At 36.2% G+C, this 23971-nt stretch carries 18 protein-coding genes; 4 read left to right on the top strand and 14 right to left on the bottom strand.

Annotated elements, in window-relative coordinates; all coding sequences use genetic code 11:
* Window positions 1-21: 21 nt before the first annotated feature.
* The 9 genes from P177_RS04620 to P177_RS04580 form a co-directional block, all read right to left on the bottom strand.
* On the bottom strand, window positions 22-705 hold the full coding sequence (locus tag P177_RS04620; RefSeq protein ID WP_036152305.1) for a phosphonatase-like hydrolase: 684 nt from the start codon (window positions 703-705) through the stop codon (window positions 22-24).
* A gap of 1 nt (window position 706) precedes the next feature.
* Window positions 707-1864: a TIGR03364 family FAD-dependent oxidoreductase gene (locus P177_RS04615; protein WP_036152302.1), complete on the bottom strand. Its 1158-nt coding sequence runs from the start codon at window positions 1862-1864 to the stop codon at window positions 707-709.
* Window positions 1851-3125 carry a DUF5690 family protein gene (locus P177_RS04610; protein ID WP_051941713.1) on the bottom strand — a complete coding sequence of 425 codons (1275 nt, stop codon included), beginning with the start codon at window positions 3123-3125 and terminating at the stop codon, window positions 1851-1853. The genes P177_RS04615 and P177_RS04610 overlap by 14 nt, the downstream gene beginning before the upstream one ends.
* A gap of 175 nt (window positions 3126-3300) precedes the next feature.
* Window positions 3301-5103, bottom strand: coding sequence for a metallophosphoesterase (locus P177_RS04605; RefSeq protein ID WP_051941712.1), 1803 nt, complete (start codon window positions 5101-5103; stop codon window positions 3301-3303).
* 92 nt (window positions 5104-5195) lie between these two features.
* On the bottom strand, window positions 5196-6953 hold the full coding sequence (locus P177_RS04600) for a RagB/SusD family nutrient uptake outer membrane protein (protein ID WP_036152296.1): 1758 nt from the start codon (window positions 6951-6953) through the stop codon (window positions 5196-5198).
* Window positions 6954-6971: 18 nt separating this feature from the next.
* Window positions 6972-10193, bottom strand: a complete 3222-nt coding sequence (locus tag P177_RS04595) for a SusC/RagA family TonB-linked outer membrane protein (RefSeq protein ID WP_245233002.1) — start codon at window positions 10191-10193, stop codon at window positions 6972-6974.
* A 201-nt stretch (window positions 10194-10394) separates the two neighbouring features.
* Window positions 10395-11333 (bottom strand): FecR family protein, encoded by a 939-nt coding sequence (locus P177_RS04590; protein ID WP_167333094.1) that lies wholly within the window; start codon window positions 11331-11333, stop codon window positions 10395-10397.
* A 147-nt stretch (window positions 11334-11480) separates the two neighbouring features.
* A complete protein-coding gene (locus tag P177_RS04585) occupies window positions 11481-12050 on the bottom strand; it encodes an RNA polymerase sigma factor (protein WP_036152289.1) in 570 nt (189 codons plus the stop codon).
* A 101-nt stretch (window positions 12051-12151) separates the two neighbouring features.
* Entirely contained in the window at window positions 12152-13945 is a 1794-nt protein-coding gene (locus P177_RS04580) for an alkaline phosphatase (protein WP_051941711.1), read from the bottom strand.
* A 220-nt stretch (window positions 13946-14165) separates the two neighbouring features.
* On the opposite strand from P177_RS04580, the gene P177_RS04575 reads away from it, so the two are divergent.
* Window positions 14166-14396: a hypothetical protein gene (locus P177_RS04575; protein WP_036152282.1), complete on the top strand. Its 231-nt coding sequence runs from the start codon at window positions 14166-14168 to the stop codon at window positions 14394-14396.
* Between the two features lie 3 nt (window positions 14397-14399).
* Here P177_RS04575 and eutC read toward each other — a convergent pair whose 3' ends face one another.
* From eutC to P177_RS04560, 3 genes are read right to left on the bottom strand one after another with little or no spacing between them, the layout of a single operon-like run.
* Window positions 14400-15140 (bottom strand): ethanolamine ammonia-lyase subunit EutC, encoded by a 741-nt coding sequence (eutC, locus tag P177_RS04570; RefSeq protein WP_036152278.1) that lies wholly within the window; start codon window positions 15138-15140, stop codon window positions 14400-14402.
* On the bottom strand, window positions 15137-16507 hold the full coding sequence (locus P177_RS04565) for an ethanolamine ammonia-lyase subunit EutB (protein ID WP_036152275.1): 1371 nt from the start codon (window positions 16505-16507) through the stop codon (window positions 15137-15139). The genes eutC and P177_RS04565 overlap by 4 nt, the downstream gene beginning before the upstream one ends.
* Before the next feature lies 1 nt (window position 16508).
* Entirely contained in the window at window positions 16509-17828 is a 1320-nt protein-coding gene (locus P177_RS04560) for an amino acid permease (protein WP_036152273.1), read from the bottom strand.
* A 550-nt stretch (window positions 17829-18378) separates the two neighbouring features.
* On the opposite strand from P177_RS04560, the gene P177_RS04555 reads away from it, so the two are divergent.
* From P177_RS04555 to P177_RS04545, 3 genes are all read left to right on the top strand, one after another.
* Entirely contained in the window at window positions 18379-18555 is a 177-nt protein-coding gene (locus P177_RS04555) for a hypothetical protein (protein WP_157486449.1), read from the top strand.
* A 284-nt stretch (window positions 18556-18839) separates the two neighbouring features.
* Window positions 18840-19046: a hypothetical protein gene (locus P177_RS04550; protein ID WP_036152268.1), complete on the top strand. Its 207-nt coding sequence runs from the start codon at window positions 18840-18842 to the stop codon at window positions 19044-19046.
* A gap of 292 nt (window positions 19047-19338) precedes the next feature.
* The gene (locus P177_RS04545; protein ID WP_036152264.1) at window positions 19339-20703 is read left to right on the top strand and encodes an exonuclease domain-containing protein; all 1365 of its coding nucleotides are present in this window, start codon (window positions 19339-19341) and stop codon (window positions 20701-20703) included.
* A 10-nt stretch (window positions 20704-20713) separates the two neighbouring features.
* Here the strand turns inward: P177_RS04545 and P177_RS04540 are convergent, their stop codons facing one another.
* On the bottom strand, window positions 20714-22123 hold the full coding sequence (locus tag P177_RS04540) for an MBL fold metallo-hydrolase (protein ID WP_036152262.1): 1410 nt from the start codon (window positions 22121-22123) through the stop codon (window positions 20714-20716).
* Window positions 22124-22177: 54 nt separating this feature from the next.
* On the bottom strand, window positions 22178-23926 hold the full coding sequence (locus P177_RS04535; protein ID WP_036152258.1) for a SulP family inorganic anion transporter: 1749 nt from the start codon (window positions 23924-23926) through the stop codon (window positions 22178-22180).
* Between the last annotated feature and the right edge of the window lie 45 nt (window positions 23927-23971).

The raw sequence follows: 23971 nt of genomic DNA, 5'->3' as shown, positions 1-23971 counted from the left end.
TTTTTATTTTCATTTTATTCTTTATGATGGCAATAACAACTGTTTTAATTCGGTCAAACTATCTAAAACATAGGTAGGCTTTGCGCTCAACAATTGTTCACGCGTATGAGCACCTGTCGTTACACCAATAGTTACACCGCAATTGGCATTTTTACCTTCTTCTATATCAATAATGGAATCACCTGCTTTTAACACTAACTCTTCTTGTTGCACGTTAAGTTTCATCATGGCCTCAACAATCATATCTGGATTAGGCCTACCAAGAACTACGTCATCTGCAGTTACTAAAACATCGTATTCTTTTCCAATAGTCCAGTTCATTTTATTTAATAATAACTGTGCGGTATTGGTATCATAACCTGTATTTAGGGCGACTTTAATTCCGTTAGCTTTTAAAGCATACAACATTTCCTCAACTCCCTCATAACTAGTTACGTTCAGGTTGTTATACGCATCAACCAACAGCTTTTTAAAATCTTCAAATATAGATGCGGGCATAGTGGCATCTACATTACCTATATCTGCAGTAATAATATCTTTTATAGCTTGGTGTTTTTCTTTACCGGCACCATGTTCCAAAACAAAATCCAAAGTCACTTGAAATCCTCTTTCATTAATAGCTTTTTGTAATGTTTTGTACACTACATTGTCTTCATTGACAACGGTACCTGCCATATCAAATACGGCCAATTTAATTGTATGCATGCTAAATATTAAAAATTTGTTGAATGTTATGTTTTGAAAAACCGGCACTGCCCGTCATTCCCTTACCGCCAATACCGGTTATGATATGTATATTTCTATCAATGGTACGCTCATAAATATCGGCGTTTTTACATTGAGAATACATACCAAACCAGCGTTGTTCTATTTCATAAGTAGGTAAGCTGAAAATTTCTTTAGCTTTTGACAGCATTAGATTATCAATCTCCATATTAAGGTCAAAACCAAGGTTATCCATATCATCCGCATCGGCATATTCGTGAGAATCCCCCAGAATTACACCGCCATCCATAGCTTGTTTAAACAAAATGTGTATACCCCATTTTTTTTCTAAGCTATCCAATGGTTCTTTGGATTTGATTTTTAAATATGACGGACATTCTGCAAAAGCCTCATATCTTCTAATGGACAGTCCCGTTAAAATAGAACCACTAATTTTATAATCACCCTGTGATTTCGTCTTCATCATTTGCAACTTAGAAATTTCTAAATCGCTGGTAGCGAACATCTCTGGATACAAAGTTTTAAAATCACTGCCATTACAGACAATCACCTTAGAAGACAACAGCATTCTACCATTGGCCAATTGTGTACTTACCTCGTTATTTAGAGTGTTGCATTCAATGACTTTGGCTTTGTAAAAAATACTGACACCCTTTTTCTTTAAATATTTATGTACACGACCGATCATGGTACGGGGTTCTACGGTAATTTCCTCCGGAAAAAATAAGCCCGCTTTTACATATTGTTCGTTTAGTCCGGGATATTTTCTAAGACATTCCGTCTTTGTAAATAGTATAGAGGTGTAATCATTGGCACGATTAATTTCCTTTAACTCTTCTATAAGCTGAACTTCCTCCTCGTTGGAAGCCAAATAAATAGAACCTTCTTGACGTACCGAAATATCGAATTTGGCGTGAATCTTCTTATAAATCTTTAAACTTTTACGCCCGTACTGCTGCCATTTGGTATTCATCCCAGATGGTACTACCTGCCCAAAATTTCGAACGGTTGCCCCTTTGGGCATGGCATCTTTTTCGAGCAAAGCCACTTTTAATCCTTTTTTCATAGCGTGATAGGCATGAAAAGTACCTAATACACCACCACCAACTACAACTAAATCATACTCAATATCTGCCATTAACCATAGGTATTTTAAAATGGAAACTAGAATTATCTTGCTTGTATTTTTTTTGAAAATAGAACATTGACACTACGGAAACACCAACGCCCAAAAATGCAATACAGTAGGTAGCATTTACAAAAAACTGAAGCCATGAACTGTTGGGTTGTCCAAAGTTTTTATAGAGCAACACAGCCATACTACCCAAATAGCCAAAAGAATCAGCAATATAAATAAGGTAGCCAGCGTTTCCTTTAATCTTAAATGTTGCTATCATTCTATCGAAAAATATACAGTTGAAAGGGACATAGCAGGCATACAGCCCAAAACCTATGAGTACCATCCAATATACGGGAGACATAGCTCCGTGCTGAAATAAAAAGGTAGAAACACCCACAAGTATACTTGCCAATATCAACAAGAAATGGAAGCCCATAAATGCCTTAAAATTATTTTTCACCAAACCAAACAACCCCAGTACCAGCAAGACTAAAAATGCAATGGGAAGTTCTGCCAACGTATAGATAGAAGCATCACCGGCATAGCCTACACTGTCCCATAATTCCCTAGAAAAATTATCCCTAAAATCTCGCAATGCCGTAAGCGCGGTATAAAAGACCACCAAAATTATAATTGGAAAAGAAAATCTTTTGAACACTTGCTTGCGGTCTGCCGAACACATTGGTTTTCTCTTTTTCCTAAGACTAATATCTTCGGTAGTTGGCGGTGGTAATTTCTTTAAAAAATACAGGCATATAAAAAACGGAAGTAAAAAGATTGCACCGGTTACAGCCGGCATCCAAAACTCTGAAATGCTGTATGTGGTCATTAACCATAACCCGACGGATTTCACTGCCCCGCTAGAAACAATAAAACTTGAGCATAGAATAATACTTAAAATTTCGGTCATTTTTCTACCTTCTAAATAAGAAAAGGTAATTCCCCAAATCATCCCTAAAGAGAGTCCGTTGAAGAAAAAAAGGATAAAATTATAAGGTTTTGGCAATAGTCCGAATAAAACAAGTGTCAGCTCTGCAAATAATATCATACCCGTAAGGTAGGCTACTCTATGCTGTGCCTTTAAACTTGAAACTACCCGAATACCAATAAATTTTGAAAGCATATACCCCACTACCTGAGCCAGAATGAGAAGTATCTTATAATCGATACCGAATAAAAGTTGACCATCGAATGTTGCTACCGAGAAAGGCTTTCTAAAAGCGTACATACAAAAGTAGAGTCCGAATGAAGCAAAAGCTCCGTTCAGAAGTACGTTCATATTTATTTTAGAAATTTTAAACACGCAACATTTGTTTACTAATAGTAAATATTTACTTCAAAATTCAATATTTATTTACTATTAGTAACTTTTTTAATGTTATTAGATGGTTATAAAAAGTGGTAGAATAAGTTAAACCTCTGATTTATTGAGGAGATTGTTGAAATGTATTCAACTAGTTTAAATCGATTTTGAAGTTCTCAGACTCTTCCCCATTCATCTGTTTTTGAAAAATTCGTGCAAATTGTTGCAGAGGAACTACTGTTTCATGGTTGGGTTGTGAAAGCAATGCATTAAACAAGAAGTGATATGCTTTCAATCTTGTAGCGTCAATATCTTTCAAAGCTATTTTATCGGCGTTTCTAAAACGATAAAAATCTAGGATCAAATCTTCCCCAGTCCAATTTTCAAAATCAGTTATAGCAAGATCCTTATCATTCAGTTTTATTACTATTTCCCTTTCAGATAGTTGCTCAGTATATACTTGCTTTACTAATTGCCATCCTGTTTTGCCAACTAATAACTCTCTAATATGTTCTGGCCAATCTGTGGGTAATAATCGCCAACTTACTAATTCTTGCAAATGTGTATTGGTAAATTCTCTGTAATTGGTAGATGATAAAATGGTATCATCCCATAATCTATCAGGAAAATTATCCGCTAAAAAATTATACTCCACTTTATAGTTCTTAAAAAAAGAATTAAAAGAAGTCACCGAATCCAACACAATCGTTTCCACTTCTAAACTATCTGAATTCCCTACTGTAATAATTTTATAGCCAGGCGCATAAGCAGCCAATGAAGGCGTCTGAATATTCGTTAACGTATTGCCTTTTGGGGTAGTTATGACACCTGTATCGTTTAAATGCATATGCCCACCCACGTGCACTTTTAATCCCATATCGGCAAAAATTTCACCTACCACCTGATCAGGTACACGATGTGCTTGAAAACTTTTGGCACCGAATAACTGTTTCATTTCATCGGTTGCCCCGTCATTGAAATCTACCATAGGGTAATGACTAAATGCAATTAAGGTCTTACCTAAACGATTCGCATTTTCAACTACTTTTTCCGTCCATTTCAGTAAATATCTTTTATATTTCAATACCTCATTATATCCTATTCCAGAACCGTTAAATCCGTCACCGTTTGATTTTGGTGTATACACATTTGCATCTATTGCCAAAAGCCAAATACCTTCGACCGGCTCTACTAAATAGCTTACGTCTGGTATTGTATTTAAGGGCTCATTCTTCATTACAATTCTCTGACCCAATTTAGATGCCATTACTGCTTTTTCATACGTATATTGTTCATAGGTGTACGCAGAAAAAGGTGTTTCCCAATACGTGTAATGTTTTTGTGGAAAAAAGCCATCGTCTTCCAACTCTTCTAAAATCTCTTTATAGCCCCATTCTGAAATTTCTTTAGAAATAACTGTAGGCTTTACCCCATTAGAGCTTGACGTATATAACCCATCGGTACTCATAATAGGCTGTAGTCGACCATCGTTAGCTAGAAAATCGCGCTCACCGCCTTGTTTACCATAGGGTCTTGTAGGGTCATGATTACCATTTACCATAAAGAAAGACACGTTGTACTTGTCAACATAATGGTTCATTATTTTTTTTAACCCCTTAATATGCATTGGCTGACCGTCATCACTAAAATCACCAGGCATTGCAATGATTTTAATTCCTCTTTCAACAGCATCATCTAATGCAGCTTGAAAAGCGAAATAATTTTCATTGAACAATCGGGTAGAATGCAATTGCGATTCCATGGAACGTATGAGTACATTTTTACCATTCACGGTATCGGTATATACATCAGAACTTAAATCTTTCAATTCAGGATATACATCTGCGAAATGAACATCGGCCATGAAGGCAATTTGAACTTCACTCTTTATAGTTTGAGAACTGCATACCAAATGCATCATTAGAACAAATAAAAAGGATATAAAACGCTTCATACTTTGAAATTTAATTATGAGAACAATTATATAGGAAAAGAAAACGGCAAGAACATGAGTTCTTGCCGTATCTAAATAATCATGTTTTCTTTTTAGTACCCTTGGTTCTGATCCAAGAAACCATCTATACCAGAAGCACCATCAACGGCACTTTGTGGTATAGGGAATAATCTATGATTTACATCTGTATCCGTTTTTTCTGTCCAGCTATCTTCATACTTTCCAAAACGTATTTGATCTCCTCGCCTAAACCCTTCCCAATACAGTTCAAAACCACGCTCACGAAATAAGTCATCCGTATCTATAGAAGATAATGGAGCGGGTGTTTGTTCTGGGCGTGCCGTTCTAGATGTCCTTACTATATTCACATCTGCCAAAGCACCAGCGGTATCGCCATTTCTTAATTTAGCTTCCGCTCTCATTAAGTATACCTCAGCTAATCTCATCAACACCAAATCAACACTACTATTACCATTACCGTTTGGTGAGGTGCGGCTAAATTGATATTTAGAAACTCTATATCCTGTATTATGCAATGACCCCTCATTAGTGAAATCAATTTCTAAAGTGTGATCTACATACCCTATATCTCGTGAAGGACCATTTCCTTTTACTTGTCTTACAGGTAATATTTTAACTGTACCGTCTTCACAGGTTAGAAACTGACCATCATCACCTTTTCTTGGTCCCCACTGTATACCGCGAAGAATACCTCTGTCCATTTCAAATGCAACATCTTGCACACAGTAAAAACTATCTTCGTTCTCTGTCTCCAACAGTTTTTCACGACCTTCCAAGTCTGCCAATTGTACCTCTGGCACCAAGGTGTTTTTTTGATAGAAACGAGCATCTGCTTCTGCAGGATCTACATCGCCATAGGCATCTGCCCATGTTTGATAAAAATCTGAAGTAATGGCAGGTCCGTCAGTACCATCGGCACTAGGCCACTCCGGTCTTGGAAACATTGATCCTGCAATAGACCAATATGCCCAACGGCTATGCTCTCTTGTCAATACCCCACGTTGATCTAAGGCAAATATCAACTCAGGATTTGAATGATTTTCATCATTGAACAGTTCAAAATACTCCGGAGATAAAGAGAAACTTCCAGAGTCTATGATATTGCTGGTATATGTTATTACTGCATCCATATCGGCTTGCGTAAAATCAGGTGTGCCATAAGGATCACGGTATACAGCAGCGTTAAGATTTAATCTAGCCAAAAAACCGTAAACGGCAGAACGTGTCATTCTACCAGGTCCTTTGTCATCATTGATTACATCAACAACAGACAACAATTCACTTTCTATATAATCAATGGCATCTTGGGTTCTCAATACCTCAGAAAGTTCTTCAGATGATTCCTTTTTAAGAACGATACCCCAGCTGTCTAACAACAACATGTTCAAATAAGCCCTTAACGCTTTCATTTCATACAAAGCCCCTGCAGCTTCTGCATCTCCTTCATCCGCTAACGGAGTTAGTACTTCAATTGCTGCCAAGGTTCTGGAAATATTGGTAGTAAGCTCATTCCAACCACTGGCAACCAAATCATTTGTAGGGGTAAAATTATGGCTATGTGCCGCCAAGAACTTACCACCATCAAACCAATCTGTTCCTCCTCTATATGGTAGTATTGCCTCATCTGAGGGTATAAGCTGCAGACCATAATAATTGACATGCCTCCAAGTCCAAGAAATATAACCGTAAGCAGGCGCAATAGCTCCGCTGATAACTTCTGCCTGGGCACCGGTCAATGATTCATCTAATAATTCTTCTTCTAGATCCGTACAGCTCCATGTCAACAATGCGACAAAAAACAATGACGATATAATTAGTTTATTTTTCATTTTGATAGTTTTTTTATGTTAAAAGGATACATTTAAACCGAACAAGATGGTTCTTGAGTTAGGGTAAGTATACCGGTCAATACCAAAAGTTTGAATACCATCTATTGCATTACCTGTATTTACCTCTGGGCTGTAGCCCGTATAATCTGTAATGATGAATAAATTCTGACCTGTAAGTGTAAAACGTATATTGTTCACATAATCGCCCAAGCCTATTTTACTTGCCAAAAGGTTGTACCCCAACGTAGCATTATTCAATTTTAGGTAAGCACCGTCTTCCAAATATCTCGTTGAAACCTCATTGGAATTGCTAACATCTTCGTTTGGAAATTGAATAGCAAAATCTGTTGTATTCAAGTTTCTGCTCAATTGCCCTTTTGAGAAAGAGGACATTGCGGTATGGTTATAAATTTTATTACCGGAAACACCATTGAAGTTAAAACCAAGATCAAAATTCTTATAATCGAAATTCAAATAGAACGCATAGGTGAAATCTGGCAAAGCACTACCCGAGGCAATACGGTCATCATCTAAAATTTCACCATCGCCATTAACATCTCTAAATTGATTTAAACCATCATCACCAATACCAATAAACTCTTTCATGTAAAAAGTACCGATAGCTTCATTATTTAAATAACCATTGATCGTAGCACCCGTTTGACCGCCACCTTGCGCAGCACCAGTGGTAATAATGGCAAAAGGAGAATCTGTTACCTCATTGTTTATGAAAGTAGCATTACCACCAACATTTAATGAGAAATCTTCACCGATCATTGTTCTAAAATCCAATGCAAATTCAAGACCTGAGTTATGTATTTCCAAATCTTCAAGATTGGTCCATATTTTCTCGGTTGGCTGAATTGGATCTACTCTATTGGCGAACAAAACTACATCTGTAGTTACCTTATTAAAGTAATCTATTGTACCTGTAATCTTATTGTTCAAGAAACCATAATCAAGACCTATATTGGTTTGTGTAGCTACCTCCCATTTTAAATTGGGATTGGCAGTTCTCGCTGGTACCGTACCAAAAGGGTAACCATCTAAAGTAGTAGCACTATCATCTAAAGGGTAGGTATCATTATCACTTTTACTATCAATATAACTCGCCAAGGAAACTTTATTATCTATACCTTCTTGACTACCCGTTTGCCCCCAGCTAGCTCGTAACTTTAAGTTATTAACAACTGTACTTTCTGCCAAGAAATTCTCTTTGCTAATATTCCAACCTAAGGCAACAGAAGGAAAATATCCATACTTATTGTTCTCTCCAAATTTTGAAGAACCATCTGCACGCATAGTGGCAGTCAATAAATATTTATCTTGATAGTCATAATTTACCCTACCAAAGAAAGACTGTAACTCATTCTTCTCTGCAGTAGAAAATAAACTAGTAGGAAATTCTTGACTACTGATCTGATCTTGATATCTTGGATCAATGTCATTGTCGGCAAAACTTTGTAGCTCGAATCTCTTTTGTTGAAATAACACTTCTTGGTACGAATGACCTACTAAAATCGTTGCCCCATGATCACCTTTTTCAAATGTATAGGTCAAGGTATTATCTACCTGTGTATTTTGGTTAGTAGTAATCCATGTATTTAAATACCCTTGATTTAAATCTTCTAACAAAGCATAAGGCGCACGTTGCTGATCTCTATTCGTAGAAGAATAATCTACACCCAAGCTCAGTTTATATGTTAGCCCCTTTACAAATTCTACAGATGGGGAAATATTGGCTAGAATACGATTGCTGTTAGACTCATCTGCATAAATTTCGTTTCGTATCAACGGGTTTAATCTGTTATCATCCAATATCGTTGGTTCTCCATTCGTGTATAAAGGAATGGTAGGATTCAACTCTAACATATCTGTAACCGTAGCGCTAGCATCTGGTCTATTGTTCAATGTTCTGGTAGCGGAAAGATTAAAATCTACGTTCAACTTACCATTCAATGCTTTTTGATTTAAGTTTAAACGACCAGAGTATCTTTTTAAAGAACTATTTGCAAACGTACCCTCCTGATCATCAACCCCTACCGAAGCATAATAGTTGAATTTATCTGAAGCACCACCGCTCATAGAAAAGTTTACATTTTTAGATATTCCTGTTTGTGTAAGCTCATCTTGCCAATTGGTATTTGCACCTCCATCAACCAAAGTACCACCAACAGTTGGCACCTGCGTTCTAAACTCATCCGCAGAAAAAACATCAATTTTATTTGCCAATGTTGCAAAAGCAGTTGAGACCGAAACATTCATTTCCGTTTTACCGGTTTTTCCTTTTTTGGTCGTGATCACAATTACCCCGTTTGCAGCACGTGCCCCATATATGGCAGCGGCAGAAGCATCTTTCAATACATCCATAGACTCAATATCTTGCGGATTGATGAAATTTAAAGGATTGGAAGCTACACCCGTAGAAGTATTATCAATGACAAAACCATCAATAACGAACAAAGGTGAAGTACCTGATCTAAAACTACCGATACCACGAATAACGATATTTTGGGAGGCACCAGGCTCACCACTTACCGAAGTAATGTTAACACCGGCAACCTTACCTTGTAATAGCTGACCAGGATTGGCAACTACCCCTTTATTAAAGTTTTCGCTCTTTACCGATGCAATAGAACCGGTCACATCCGATCGTTTTTGAGTACCGTAACCAACGACAACAACATCATCTAACTGGGTAGCATCTTCCGCTAACTGAACGGTCAACGTAGTTTGACCCTGTAGCGCTATTTCTTGAGTTGTAAAGCCCAAATACGATACTTCTAATACAGCATCGCTCTTAACATCTATGGTGAAGTTACCATCAAAATCTGTCGTAACTCCGTTCAAAGTTCCTTTTTCAAGTACCGTTGCACCCACCAAAGGAACACCGCCTTGATCTGTTACCGTACCATTTACAGTTAGGAACTCAACTTCTACCACTCTTTTGTAGACCTTAGGTTTTACAGTTATCGAGATGGTTTTGTTAATTCTTCTGAACGTAAGGTTAGCATCTTTGGCCATTAGCTCTAACACCGAACGTAAAGACACGCCGTCATGCGCAATATTATAGGTGTTTTTCAACTTACCCACTTTGCGGTCATAGACAAATTTAAAATTCGTCTGATTTTCGATATCATCTAAAATATCCAAAACCGATGCGCCTTTTACGGCAATATCCACTTTATAATTTTCTAATTTTTGGCCCCTAAGGTCAGCTGCAAGTATGGGATTCAGCATCGCCATGATTATAAGGAGACAAAACGTATTGAATGTCAACTTGATAAATTGTTTAATAGTTAGCAAATTCATAATTTCACATAATGTTTAATGGTTGTTATCAATAATAATTGTTGAATAAATGACAGTCTGTTTTAGCTCGCCAAAGTGTTACAGGCTGTCTCTTTTTTTGTTTCTACATCATAGGTTGTTTTTGGTTAATTAGTTTTTATCTATACAGTTTCCCTTAATCAGAATCTGGTTATTCTTCAAAGGCTGAAATGACAATCCATTTTTCACATAGCTAATACTTTCCAAAACATTGGATAAGGTTTCATTATCAAAGGATGCCGAAATATGACATTCTAAACGTTGTTCATTACTGATTACAAAAGTGACTCCGTACCACTTTTCTAAATGGACCAATGCCTCTTTTAATGTAATATCATCGAACTTCAAGATTCCTTTTTGCCAGTTGAGCAACCCTGTGATATCAACATCTTTCTTTGATATACTATCTAATTTTTTATGGAACACTCCCTGCTCATTTGGCAAGAGGTATACTAAACTGTTTTTAGCACCTATTTGCACTTTTCCCGTAGCCACGGTCACTGAAATATCATCACTTTTTGGGTAGGCATTAATATTGAATGATGTACCGAGTACAGTTGTACACACATCTCCGGATTTAATAATGAAAGGCTTATCAGGATTCTTGGCTACATTAAAAAAAGCTTCTCCTATCAATGTTACCTCCCTTGTATTACCAATAAATTTTTCTGGAAATGAAATGGTGCTTCCCGAATTCAATTTTATCTCAGTTCCGTCAGATAGCACAAAATCTTTTCGTTTACCCCAATCTGTAGTTTCAACTATTTGTGAAACGGTTTCAGGAATTTTATTACCCGCATTCAAACCAAAATAGGCTACAACCCCAAGGTTGATAATAACTGCAATTGCTGCGGCTACTTTTAGCCACGATTTTTTCGACTTCTTATTTTGCTTACTGTCTATTTTATGCAACAGTTTTTTACCCAGTTGTTTTTTATGGTCATCACTTTTAAAAACACGATCTTCATTTTTAATAATTAAAGAAGCATCGAACTTTTCTAATAGCTTTTCCTCATTGGCTGTAATGGTACCATTAAGGAACTTGGTCATGAGTATTTTTACTTCTTTTTCGGTCATTATACTATCGTTACAATGATAAGTACCGAAACCGACGGGGTACGCACACTCAAAAAAGCAGGCTTAATGGTTACTTAACAAAACAACCGTTCACTTAACTTTTAGATAATGAAAAGGAAACTAAAGAAAGGAAAACAACGTTTTTGCCACTGCAAGTTCTTTACGTAATTGTCGTAAAGCATAAGAAATTTGATTCTCAACAGAGCGTTGGGAAATATCTAATTGACTGGCAATCTCCTTATTGTCAATATTGTTGACACGACTGAGCCTAAATATCACCTGGCATCTTTTAGGAAGATGAGAGATAACACTATTTATTCTTGTAGATAGTTCTATTACATCATCATTTTGATCCACTTCTGATGCTACAGAAATCGAACCTGCCATTTCTATTTGAATCTTGTTGAATTTCTGGTCTCTTAAATGATTGTAACACTTATAACGAATCGCCTTATATAAGTAAGACTTCATATGATTCACTTCTAAATCATGCCTTCGTTGCCAAAAATCTACCCAAATATCTTGAGCAATATCTTGAGCGAGGCTGTCGTTCATAAGAATAGAACAGGCATAAGAATACATAGGTTCCCATAATTCGTTGAACAATGTATTGAATGCTTTTTGATCTGATTTCTTAACACGCAAAACCAAATCTTCAATTTCAATAGTATCCATGCCCTTCTTTTTCATAGTTCACAAATCTCCCTTAAATTAATTGAAGTTATATTATAACATTGTAAACATTAGGTAAAATGATCTCTATAGCAAGACCTTTAGATAGTTGCTAAAAACTACTTCCTTGTAGTTACATCCAATACGTTTAATAGCTTCGCGAAAATTTCATTATTCTCGTACACCCCTTGAAATTCTTGTGACATTGGACCGTATGCAAAAACAGGAACCATAACGCCAGTATGGTCATGAGTAGTAAAGTCTGCCTCAATTTCATGTTTAGCAATATTACCTTGCGGTATGGTCAACCCGCCCGTTTCGTGATCTGCGGTTATGACCACCAAGGTATTTTTATCTGTATCGGCAAATTTTAAAGCTTCGGAAATGGCCTTGTCAAAAGAGATACTTTCAGTAATAACACCATTAATATCATTGGCATGCCCATAGCTATCTATTTTAGCGCCTTCTGACATCAAGAAAAAAGGTTTCTTCTTATTATTTAAAAAAGACAATCCATTTTTAGTTGCTAATGCAAGTTTTTCAACATAAACAGTTAAAGGCTTTTCATTAGTAGCATTGAACCATGCCCCAACCTTTTCATCTGTACTCGTCCCAATAGTATTTAGGTCTGTTTTCATAACAAACTCTGTATTTTCAATTTCTTTAACTGCTGAGGTTGGTTGTGAAATGAACAGTTTTAATTGAGAAGTGTACAAGTCTGATGCTATCTCATCGGCCATACCCCGATCAGTACGGTGTGCAAAAAACGAAGAAGGAGTTGCACCAATAATTTCATCAGTAGTAATGACACCTGTATTGAAGCCTTTTTTGGATAAAATTTCGGTTAGATTAGGAATAGCTTCACCACTTACATTGGTCCCTATTGCTCTATTGTTCGTTTTTTGACCAGTAGCAATGGCAGTACCCGCACCTGCAGAATCTGTGGTAAAATCATCTGCAGATTGGGTTTTAATCAACCCAATACTTTTTAATTGCGTTAATGACAAATCGCCATTATTTGCTAAAATAGTAGCCGATATTTGTGTTAATCCATTGCCATCACCAATCAATAAAATAATATTCTTTGGTCTGCGCTGTGCTTTATCCGACTCAAAAGTTGGGTAATAGGCCTCAGAAAAAATAGAATGCTGCACTACCCTTTCATTCAGTGAAGAAATATAGCTTACACATTCATTAGGCATATCGGTATTAATAAAATCGACACCCATGTTTACAAAAGCTTTCCAGGCGGATTTAGAGTCTGGAGTAGCCCAAAAACGAAAAGCCTTATTTAGTTGATGTGCCTGTGCTATGACCTCGGCTACCTTATTATAATCTTTTGAGGTAAGCCTACCTTTACCGTTCCATTCAGAATAGTTCTTAAAACTAACACTAACCAAGGCAATTTTATCAAGTACTTCTGTATCGGTTACCGGTTGTAGACTTTGATAGTCGAAATAAATATAACTTGGATAATCTACATATTCTTCTAATGCCGGGCGGTTACCAGAGATGACAATTTTTACATCCTTATTGCTGGTAATTGACGGATACTTTTTTAGACTAGCTACAATAGCATCTAAAGTTTTATAAGCATCGGTCTTTACATCAATCAATAATTGCAAAGATCTATTGGCTGACAAATTTAAATCTAAAGCTTCTTGCAACGGATTTAAATAGAGCCTCTCTAATGTTTTATTTTCTTCTATTTCACCTTGTTCATGGGCAACCATTAACTTTCCGTTCTTATAAAAAACATCTACTTCAATTGACTGCACCTCTGCACCAAAAGCTTTCCAAAAGGGAATATTCTGCTTATAATCGTTATGGGAATGAACTTTATAATCTTGGGCAACAGCTACAAACATGTTAATAAACAACAAGCAGGCTATTGGTAATTTCAGAAATTTCATATGTCTATTGTATAAGTATGGAAGTTTGGTAATAAATTTAAGGTATGGTTATACCTCAAGAAAATTTAACAGATTGCAAAAGTGAGGTCAAAATTTCATTATTATTTTAATTTAAGGTCAAGTAAACATTAAGATGTTATGAAAATGCTCATATCTATTTTATTTTTTTAGCAAGCTGAAAGACTTTTTTATTTATTTTTGACAACTACCATAACCACCAATGACCGAAAATATAAGACAAATGTTCAGTAAAATGAACGACGAAACTCGCGAGGAAGCTTTACAACTGTTAAAGTCAGAGTTTAATTTGGAAAGCATCAAGTACGTTAAAAAAAACTGGATTATTGGCGGTCGTATTCCTGAAGAAAACCAGGAAAGAATAGTTCGTATTTTTCAAAATCTTCTTAGGACTCAAGCATTTAAAATAAAGGAAATAAAGGTCAAGCTTTAAAAACTAGTTTTTTAATATTTCACCAACTTCAAGCTTTAATGCTACTCCGCTAATTTTTAAAGCGAAAGATTTTTCAATTAAATACTGCAGAAGTTGAGCACCTTGTTTACCACTTAGTCCGTTCGCATGAATATTTGAAATACAATTTCTACGCTCATCCGTAAAGCCTATTTTTGGTTGATACGTGGTGTAAATACCCATACTCTCAGGAGAGGACAAACCTGGTCTTTCACCAATACATACAGCTACAAAATCTGCACGGTACAATTCCGCTACAGCATCACCTATAGCAACTCTCCCTTGTTGAACAATTGCAATTGCTAAAGAATAATCTTCGTTTATATTTGGAAAAAGATGGTTTAAAACTTTAAAAGCATTGGTATTTACTGCTTTTGCTGAAAGTCCGTCAGTAATGACAAAAACAATATCGACCTTTTCAGTCTTTTTTAAATTAGTATTGAACAGTAACTGCCTACCAAGATCGGGTCTTTTTAAATACTCAAGTCTGTCGCTTGCTTCACTATTGAATATTTGATATGGTATTGCTTGTTCTATACATTTTTGGGATAGACCCTCAACATCTAACTTGGTTACAATAGCATCCTTTGCCATTGCATGTGCATGTTTTAACGCCAGAACTTCGCTCAATGGCAAACCTGTACCTACATTACCAAGCGCTACTCTTGCCTTGGTATGTTGCTTTAATTGTTGCCATTTATTGGCTATGGTTATATCCTTGCTCATAAATTTAGCAACAATTTATTCGTATCACCTACACTTCGCTTATTTCCCAATTCATCAACAATACCCATATTCAACAACCAAGCCTCAAACTCCGGTGCTGGCTTTTTACCAAGAACTTTACGTAAATACAATGCATCATGAAAAGAGGTAGATTGGTAGTTTAGCATTATATCATCTGTACCGGGTACACCCATAAAAAAATTACATCCGGCTACGCCTAATAAGGTCAATAAATTATCCATATCATCTTGATCGGCATCTGCATGGTTGGTATAACATACATCCATACCCATAGGTAGCCCCATAACTTTGGCACAAAAGTGATCCTCCAATCCTGCACGGGTAATCTGTTTTCCATCAAACAAATATTCCGGACCAATAAAACCAACCACCGAGTTCACCAAAAAAGGATCAAAGTGTCTAGCGACCGCATAAGCCCTTGCTTCCATTGTTTGCTGGTCAACACCATGATGGGCATTTGCAGATAAAGCAGACCCTTGACCGGTTTCAAAATACATAGATTGATTACCAACCGTACCTCTCGCCAAAGCTAAAGTAGCATCATGAGCTTCCTTTAAAACTTGTAGATCGATACCAAAAGAACTGTTGGCCTTTTGCGAACCGGTAATGGATTGAAATACCAAATCTACCGGAGCTTTATCCATAATCTGTAAAGCCGTAGTTACATGGCACAAAACACAACTCTGGGTAGGAATTTCATATTTTAAACGAACATCATCAAGCATTTTCAAGAGATTAATAGTCACATTAGGACTATCGGTTGCGGGATTAATACCAATAACCGCATCTCCACAACCATACAACAAACCGTCAATCGTACTTGCTAATATCCCTTTCATATCATCCGTTGGATGATTGGGCTGTAAACGCACAGAAACATTACCTTTTAAGCCGACTGTGTTTCTAAAACGGGTAATTACTTGAATTTTGGAAGCAACGGCAATTAAATCTTGATTCCGCATTAGCTTGCATACGGCAGCAACCATTTCTGGAATCAATGCCTTGCTAACCTCTAAAATATTTTGCCCAGATGTAGTATTTTCTAGCAACCAATCCCTAAGGTCACCTACCGTAAAATGAGAAATAAAATCAAAAGCTTTGACATCATGGGTATCGATTATTAACCGAGTAACCTCATCTAATTCATAAGGGACTACAGCTTCATTTAAAAAAACTTTTAGGGGCAATTCACTCAACACATACTGAGCCGCAATTCTTTCGGTATTACTTGCTGCTGCCAAACCCGCCAAAGCATCGCCCGATCTTAACGGACTCGCTTTTGCCAAAACAGATTTCAAATCATCAAAAAGATAATTCTGTTTTCCCAATGTAAATTGATAAGCCATGCTACTTTTTCCGGATTAAAAATACATACACCAAGCTACAAGCAATAAAAATAACAAACGCCGTAAATTGAAGGTATGCAAAAGCCAATACACAAATTAGCGAAATAATTACAGCAGTCATAGCGCTAACGGTAGAGAAAATAGGGTTAAAATCCGAATGTCGATACCAATCGAACTCAGGTAACGATGATAATACCGAGGCTTTCTTTTTTCTTAACACTAATAATGATGCGCTAACCGCCAAATACATACATACCGCCCCAAATACCGACAGTTCAATTAAAAACCCTGTTTGGCTACTCCAAATAGCAACAAGGCTAATAATAAAAACCAACGCAGAAGCAACGGCTCTTTTAGAAACCCCTTTGATTTTTAAATCTGGCAGCAAGGGTTCTAGCTGCGTAGTTGTCGCAAAAGCAATTCCCTGTAAAGAAGCTATGAGCCCAAATAAACCAATAAATGTAAATAGTTGCACTAAAAAATTCTCTTTGCCCAGAATCAATGCCATAGATGCCGGCATTGGGTGATTTTCATTCAGAATATCCAAACTCTCTGGCAATGTCCAATCTATACCTCCAGCGGCAAGAAATAACACCAAAAGCGCCAAAGTCAATAAGGTAAAAAAAGCGAGATTATACCCCTTGGTAATCGTTTTTCTAAACCCCTTTCTATCGATTGATTTGGTCATAAGCGATATTCCTTCAATGGCTAAAAACAACCAAATAGCATATGGAATAGCTAGAACAAAACGCTCAACATCTAATGACCCTACTCCTGAATTCATCAGGTTTTCTATCTGAAAAGAGCCAACGACAGAAGCTTGATACAAAAATAATTCTGCAATGGCCAACAAGGTCAAAATCACTAACAAGCGCACCCCAACGTGTATTTCAAAAAGGTTTATGATAGAGAAAAACAATATAAAAAGTGTGGCTATCCAAGGAGACATTGTTAAATCATCTATTAAAAACCCTAAATATTCACCGAGAGAACTGGCAATTGCAGGAGTGGCAAATAAAAATTCAAACAAAATAGCTAGCCCTACAAAATAGCCCCATTTATTACCAAAAGCTTTTTCTACATAAGAATGCGGACCATTGGCATTAGGATATACACATGCCAATTCAATTAAATTTTGCACTAGCCCAAAGTACATTAAAGCCGCAACAGCCACAGGAACAAAAAACCATAATGGCCCGGTAATGGCCCAACCTAAATTCCAGCCGAAAGATTCACCTGAAATCACCATACCAACGCCAATTGCCCAAATGGCAAAAACTCCAATTTTCTTAGAAATGGCAGGCTTTTCGGTAATCTTCATTAAAATATGCGATACTAACGTTCACCTTAAAGCTAAGATTAATTATGACACCTTGTATGTAATACCTATTTAATAAATTAGAATTGACATAGAAGTATGAAATCAATAAAATTAATAGGTACATTTTTAAAAACCGACAATTTTAAGACTATAGATTTTTAATTTCTGAAGTAAAACGAAGGCACAAAAAAACCGATACACTATGAGGATGTACCGGTTATTCAACTAACTCAAACTTATTCTAAACTCAATGCAAAGATGCATTCATTTATTAAGGTCAAGTTTATCTAAACATCAAGGTAAGTTTAAATTCTTTGTGTTTTTTAAACCTGTTGAAAAAAAAGTTAATTAGAATTCAACTTTTATAGAAATTCAAATACTTAGTATAATTATTTAGAATATCCCCTTTAGTGGGTATTGTTCAGAAAGTTGACTTCCTATAGTTTTATACCAGTATTTAGAACAGTTAATTGAGTTAGTTGTTAGTTGTTAGTTGTTAGTTGTAAAAATCCGTCCTCCCCACAAGAGGGCGGATCTAAACTGGAAAAAAATGCAGAGACAAAAAGAAGAACTTCAAATTTTAGCACTTATAGGAGAGCAAAAAATTAAAACGCTGAAGACAAACTATGAGCTAACCGAATCTGAACTATTACACATTATTAAACTTCATCATAAAAGAAGTCATCAAAAAACTACCGACGTTTTAAAGACATTGAATATTTTTTAGACCAAGCCCTTCATGGAAATTGCCTATCGAAATCGGGGGAAATAGAGAAGCAACGAAAATGAAGGGCTTGGTTTTTATTTTTATGTTTAATAATCAATTATTCTTACATAACATATAAGCTAATACGTTAATAAACATATCGATTGTTGTTATTAACAAGAGGTGTTAATAACATTTATGTGCATTTCATCGAATAAAACAAACTTTTCGTCGTTAATGAATAAAGTTTAAATATTTTCGAAACGCGCTAATAAAATAGCGAGATAATTTTTACCACCAACTACATGAAATTTCACTCTACCAAAGCCTTTTTCGTCCCTGTTGCAGCTATTATTTTTCTATTAAGTTTATCTTCTTGCGGGAAGGACTATGATTTAGTTTCTGAGTTCGTAGTTAGAGAAAACGCTGAAAAAGTAATTACAAAAAATACTTCAGATAATAATAATTTTGAAGTAACGAGCAGTGATAAGATAGTTGCCGTTAGCAATTAATTAATTACACTAGACTAATTATAGATTTTATTTGGTTTTGGCTAACCGATAAATCTTTATTTTACCACATAGACAGTTAGATAAAATCTAACTACACTCATATTTAAAAAGCAATTCTATTGCTTTTATTACTATTTCACAGTAAGGGTACACCTATCTTTTTCTATAACCTTTCAACTTACATAATTAAATAACCTATTATCATTTAAAGGTTATCTTAAACCCTAAGAGGATACACCTATATTATTGCATTTTCTACTAACTTTGCAGTACTAAATACATTCTTCTCTTTTTGTACACGATAATTGACATAGAAACTACCGGAAACGGTATTAAAGGCAATCGCATTACCGAAATCTCCGTATTTAAATATGACGGGCATGAAGTTATAGATGAGTTTACCTCTTTAGTAAATCCGGAATGTAAAATACCTGCTTTTATTACCGGACTTACAGGTATTGACAATGACATGGTACGTAATGCTCCGCTGTTAGAAGAAATAATTCCGCAGATTCTAGATATTACCAAAGACACCATTTTTGTAGCCCACAGCGTCAATTTTGACTACAATGTCATCAAAAACGAGTTTAAACTTTTAGGACATGACTTCTCTAGAAAGAAATTATGTACGGTTCGTTTATCCAGAAAATTATTACCGGGCTATAACTCTTACAGTTTAGGAAAATTAACAGCAGCACTTGGAATACCCCTAACTGATAGGCACCGCGCCAGAGGTGATGCACACGCCACAGTCTTATTGTTTCATAAATTATTGAGGACGGAAAATGCAGACACGGTTTTTAAACAATTCTTGAATTCTAAATCTCAAGAGGCTACTTTACCTCCTGGTTTACCAAAAGAAGAGTATCTTAAGCTACCAACAACCGCAGGTATATATTACTTTAAGGACCAAAAAGGAAAAATTATTTACGTGGGTAAAGCCAAGAACATAAAAAAAAGAGTTCTTGGACATTTCTACGATAAAAAGACAAAGGAAATCACCCTTTGTGCGGAAACCGCATCATTAGATTTTGAGGAAACTGGTAATGAGCTTATTGCTTTATTGAAAGAATCAGCTGAAATTAAACACCACTACCCTAAATATAACAGTGCTCAAAAAAGATCTATTCAACAATACGGCATTTTCACATATGAAGACCGTAATGGCATTATACATCTTGCATTCAATAAAATAAAGATGACTCCTAATCCGGTTGCTATTTGTTATAGTCCCACCGAGGCCAGACAGTATTTAGAAACGCTATGCAGCACTTTTGAGCTTTGCCCTAAGTATTGCCATTTACAAGAAAATGTGGCTGTTTGCTCGCACTATAAAATAAAGCAGTGCATAGGTATTTGTTCTGACTTAGAAATGGTAGAAGAATACAACCAACGCGTTCAAGAGGCTTTACAAAGTATAAAAGACGTTGCTTCCACGCTGGTCATAAAAACCAATGGAAGAACATTGGATGAAAACGGATTTGTGGTCATCAGAGAGAATAATTATGCCGGTTACGGGTTTGCCCCTATCGATGTAGCTATAGAACAAATTGAAGACCTTGAAATGTTCATTACACCACAAAAAAATACGCTGGAGACCCAGCGTATTGTTGAAAGCTATGTACGAAATCATCCCACAGCTGTATTTGCATTATAACCTGAAGTGATTATAAGGTTGTAGGACAAACGTAATCCGTCTTTTCTAAATCTTCATTTTTAAGTGCACCATATCCACCTTTCACATCAATTAGATTGTGAATTCCTCTACTTTTTAAAATAGAGGATGCTATTACAGAACGGTATCCGCCGGCACAATGCACCAAGAATTCTCCCTGATTAGGAAATTCAGATAAATGCTTATTCAGTTCGCTCAACGGTGTATGTACAGCCCCTACCAAATGCTCACTTAGGTATTCCCCATCTTTACGAACATCAAAAATACCGACATTGCCTTTATCAATTAGGCCCTTGGCTTCTGATGAAGTAATCGAGGTTATTTGGTCTATTTCCTTACCTGCCGCTTTCCAAGCTTCAATTCCTCCTTTTAAATATCCAATAGCAGAATCAAAACCTACACGCGATAATCTGGTGATTGCTTCTTCTTCCTTTCCTTCAGGAATCACCAATAACAAAGGTTGTTTGGTATCGGCAATTAAATCGCCCACCCACGGAGCAAAATCACCATTAAGTCCGATAAATATGGATCTTGGTATATGACCTTTTACAAATTCGTCTTGATGTCTTACATCCAACACTAAAGCTTCCGTGTCGTTCGCTGCTTTTTCAAACTCATTGGGTGACAACTCAACATTACCACGATCAAGCACATCACCAATATCCTCATAACCTTCCTTATTCATCTTTACGTTCAAAGGAAAATATTTAGGCGGTGGCAACAACCCGTCGGTTACTTCTTTTACAAATTCTTCTTTGGTCATATCTGCCCTTAAGGCATAATTCATGTTTTTCTGATTGCCCAAGGTGTCCACTGTTTCCTTCATCATATTCTTACCACATGCAGAACCTGCTCCGTGCGCAGGATATACAATAACATCATCTGCCAACGGCATAATTTTAGTTCGTAAACTATCAAACAGCTTACCTGCTAATTGCTCTTGCGTCATGTCTGCAGATTTCTGTGCTAGATCTGGTCTTCCTACATCACCCAAAAATAAAGTGTCTCCAGAAAAAATCGCATGGTCTTTACCGTCTTCATCTCGCAACAAATAGGTAGTACTCTCCATAGTATGCCCTGGTGTATGCAACACCTTGAACGTAATCTTACCCAATTTAAATTCTTGTCCGTCTTCGGCAATAATAGCATCAAAAGAAGGGTTTGCGGTAGGACCGTAAATTATAGGCGCACCAGTTTCTTTGGATAAGGTTACATGACCGCTTACAAAATCTGCATGAAAATGTGTTTCAAAAATATACTTGATTTTTGCATTGTCATTTTCGGCTCTTTTCACATACGGACTCACCTCACGCAATGGATCAATAATAGCTACTTCACCATCACTCTCAATATAATATGCTCCTTGAGCCAAACAACCAGTATATATCTGTTCTATATTCATTCTACACTTTTTTATTTTTAAAATATCCCTTCACCTTTAAGGTACGAGATTTATTTAATTTAGGCTTCTTTTTGCTCTAGCCATTCTGCTATTTTCATAAGCTACTTTTGCAGCCAATAATGAAATTTCATTTGGATTCTCGAAAAAATCAACGGCTTCTTTCGTTTTAACGAATAAAAACTCTCGCTGTAATTCTTTAATGATTCCCGTATTAAAAATGATATCTCGTGTTGGTCCTATTGCTCCTGCAATAAAAAATTGAAGTCCTCTTTCACGAATATCATGTATTAACTTCGATAGCATATCTGCCGCGGTAGCATCTATATAATTTATAGATTCAGCATTCAAAATAATACCTTTTAACTGAGGTCCCTTTGCTTTGATATGCTTTAATAACTGCTTTTTAAAATATGCTGAATTACCAAAGTACAATTGCGAATCGAATCGAACTATTAAAAGATCATTACGTACCACCACCTCATCTGCAAAACGAATCACATTTTTGTAATAGTCGGAATTACCGATATTACCAATCTCTACAAAATGCGGTTTAGATGTTCTATACACCATCAACAATAAAGAACACAAAACGCCGATTAAAATTCCTTGCGTAATCCCCACAAACAGCGTAATCAGAAATGTAATCAACATAACAAAAAACTCATCTTTACGGTTGAGCCATAAATGTTTAAAGTAGGCAATATCTATTAACTTTACTACAGAAACCATGATGATGCTCGCTAAAATAGCATTTGGCAAATATTTAAATAAGGGAGTTAAGAACAGTAAGGTCAATACCACTAATATGACACTAAAAATTGCAGATAAATTGGTTTTTGTACCAGCGTCATAACTTATCGCTGATCTAGAAAAACTTGCCGTTACCGGATAACCTTGAAAAAAAGAACCCACAATATTTGAAGAGCCCAAGGCTATTAATTCTTGATTCGCCTTAATTGTATCTTCACCCGTTTTATCTTGTAAAGCTTTACCAATTGATATCGCCTCTAGGTACCCTACCAATGCCAATGCAATGGCAATAGGCGCCAATTGCTTTATATCTTCAACATCTAAAGTTGGTATTACAAAAGATGGCAATCCGCTAGGTACATTTCCTACCAACTTAATACCATAATTCTGCAATTGAAATACATAAACGACAATAATCCCCACCACTACTATAATTAATATACCGGGAATGTTTCTATTCCATTTTTTAAAACCTAACAACAGCGCTATACCCACAAGACCGATACCAAAATCTACCCAATTAATTGTTCCTAGTGCACTAAATACATTATACATAGTTTCATAGACCACATTACTACCGGGAACAGAAATACCTAATAAATGCTTCAACTGACTGAAAACTATGATAATCGCTGCTGCAGATGTAAAACCGCTAATTACGGGTTTAGATAGAAAATTGACCAAAAAACCCATGCGTAGAACACCAAGCAAGAACTGGATAACACCTACCATAAGGGCAAGTACCACCACCATTTTTATGTAATTCTCTACTCCCGTAATTGCCAATGTCCCTAAACCAACAGCTACAAGTAAAGAATCCATTGCAACGGGACCAACCGCTATTTTTCTTGAAGTTCCTAAAATTGCATACGTAAGTACAGGAAATAATGAGGCATATAGACCGTGAACAGGCGGAAGCCCTGCTATCATAGCATATGCCATACCTTGGGGCACCAATACGATACCCACGGTAAGACCTGCCAACAAATCTTTTATAAAATTGGCTTTCCTATAGGTTGAAACCCATTCCAAAAAAGGGAAAATGTTTTTCACACAGCAAATTTAATCATTTCAAAGCCCCTGAAAGTTTTGTAACAC

Origin of the sequence: Maribacter forsetii DSM 18668 (assembly GCF_000744105.1) — a bacterium.
Taxonomy (GTDB): Bacteria; Bacteroidota; Bacteroidia; order Flavobacteriales; family Flavobacteriaceae; genus Maribacter; species Maribacter forsetii.
This window is presented reverse-complemented; position numbering and strand designations above follow the sequence as displayed.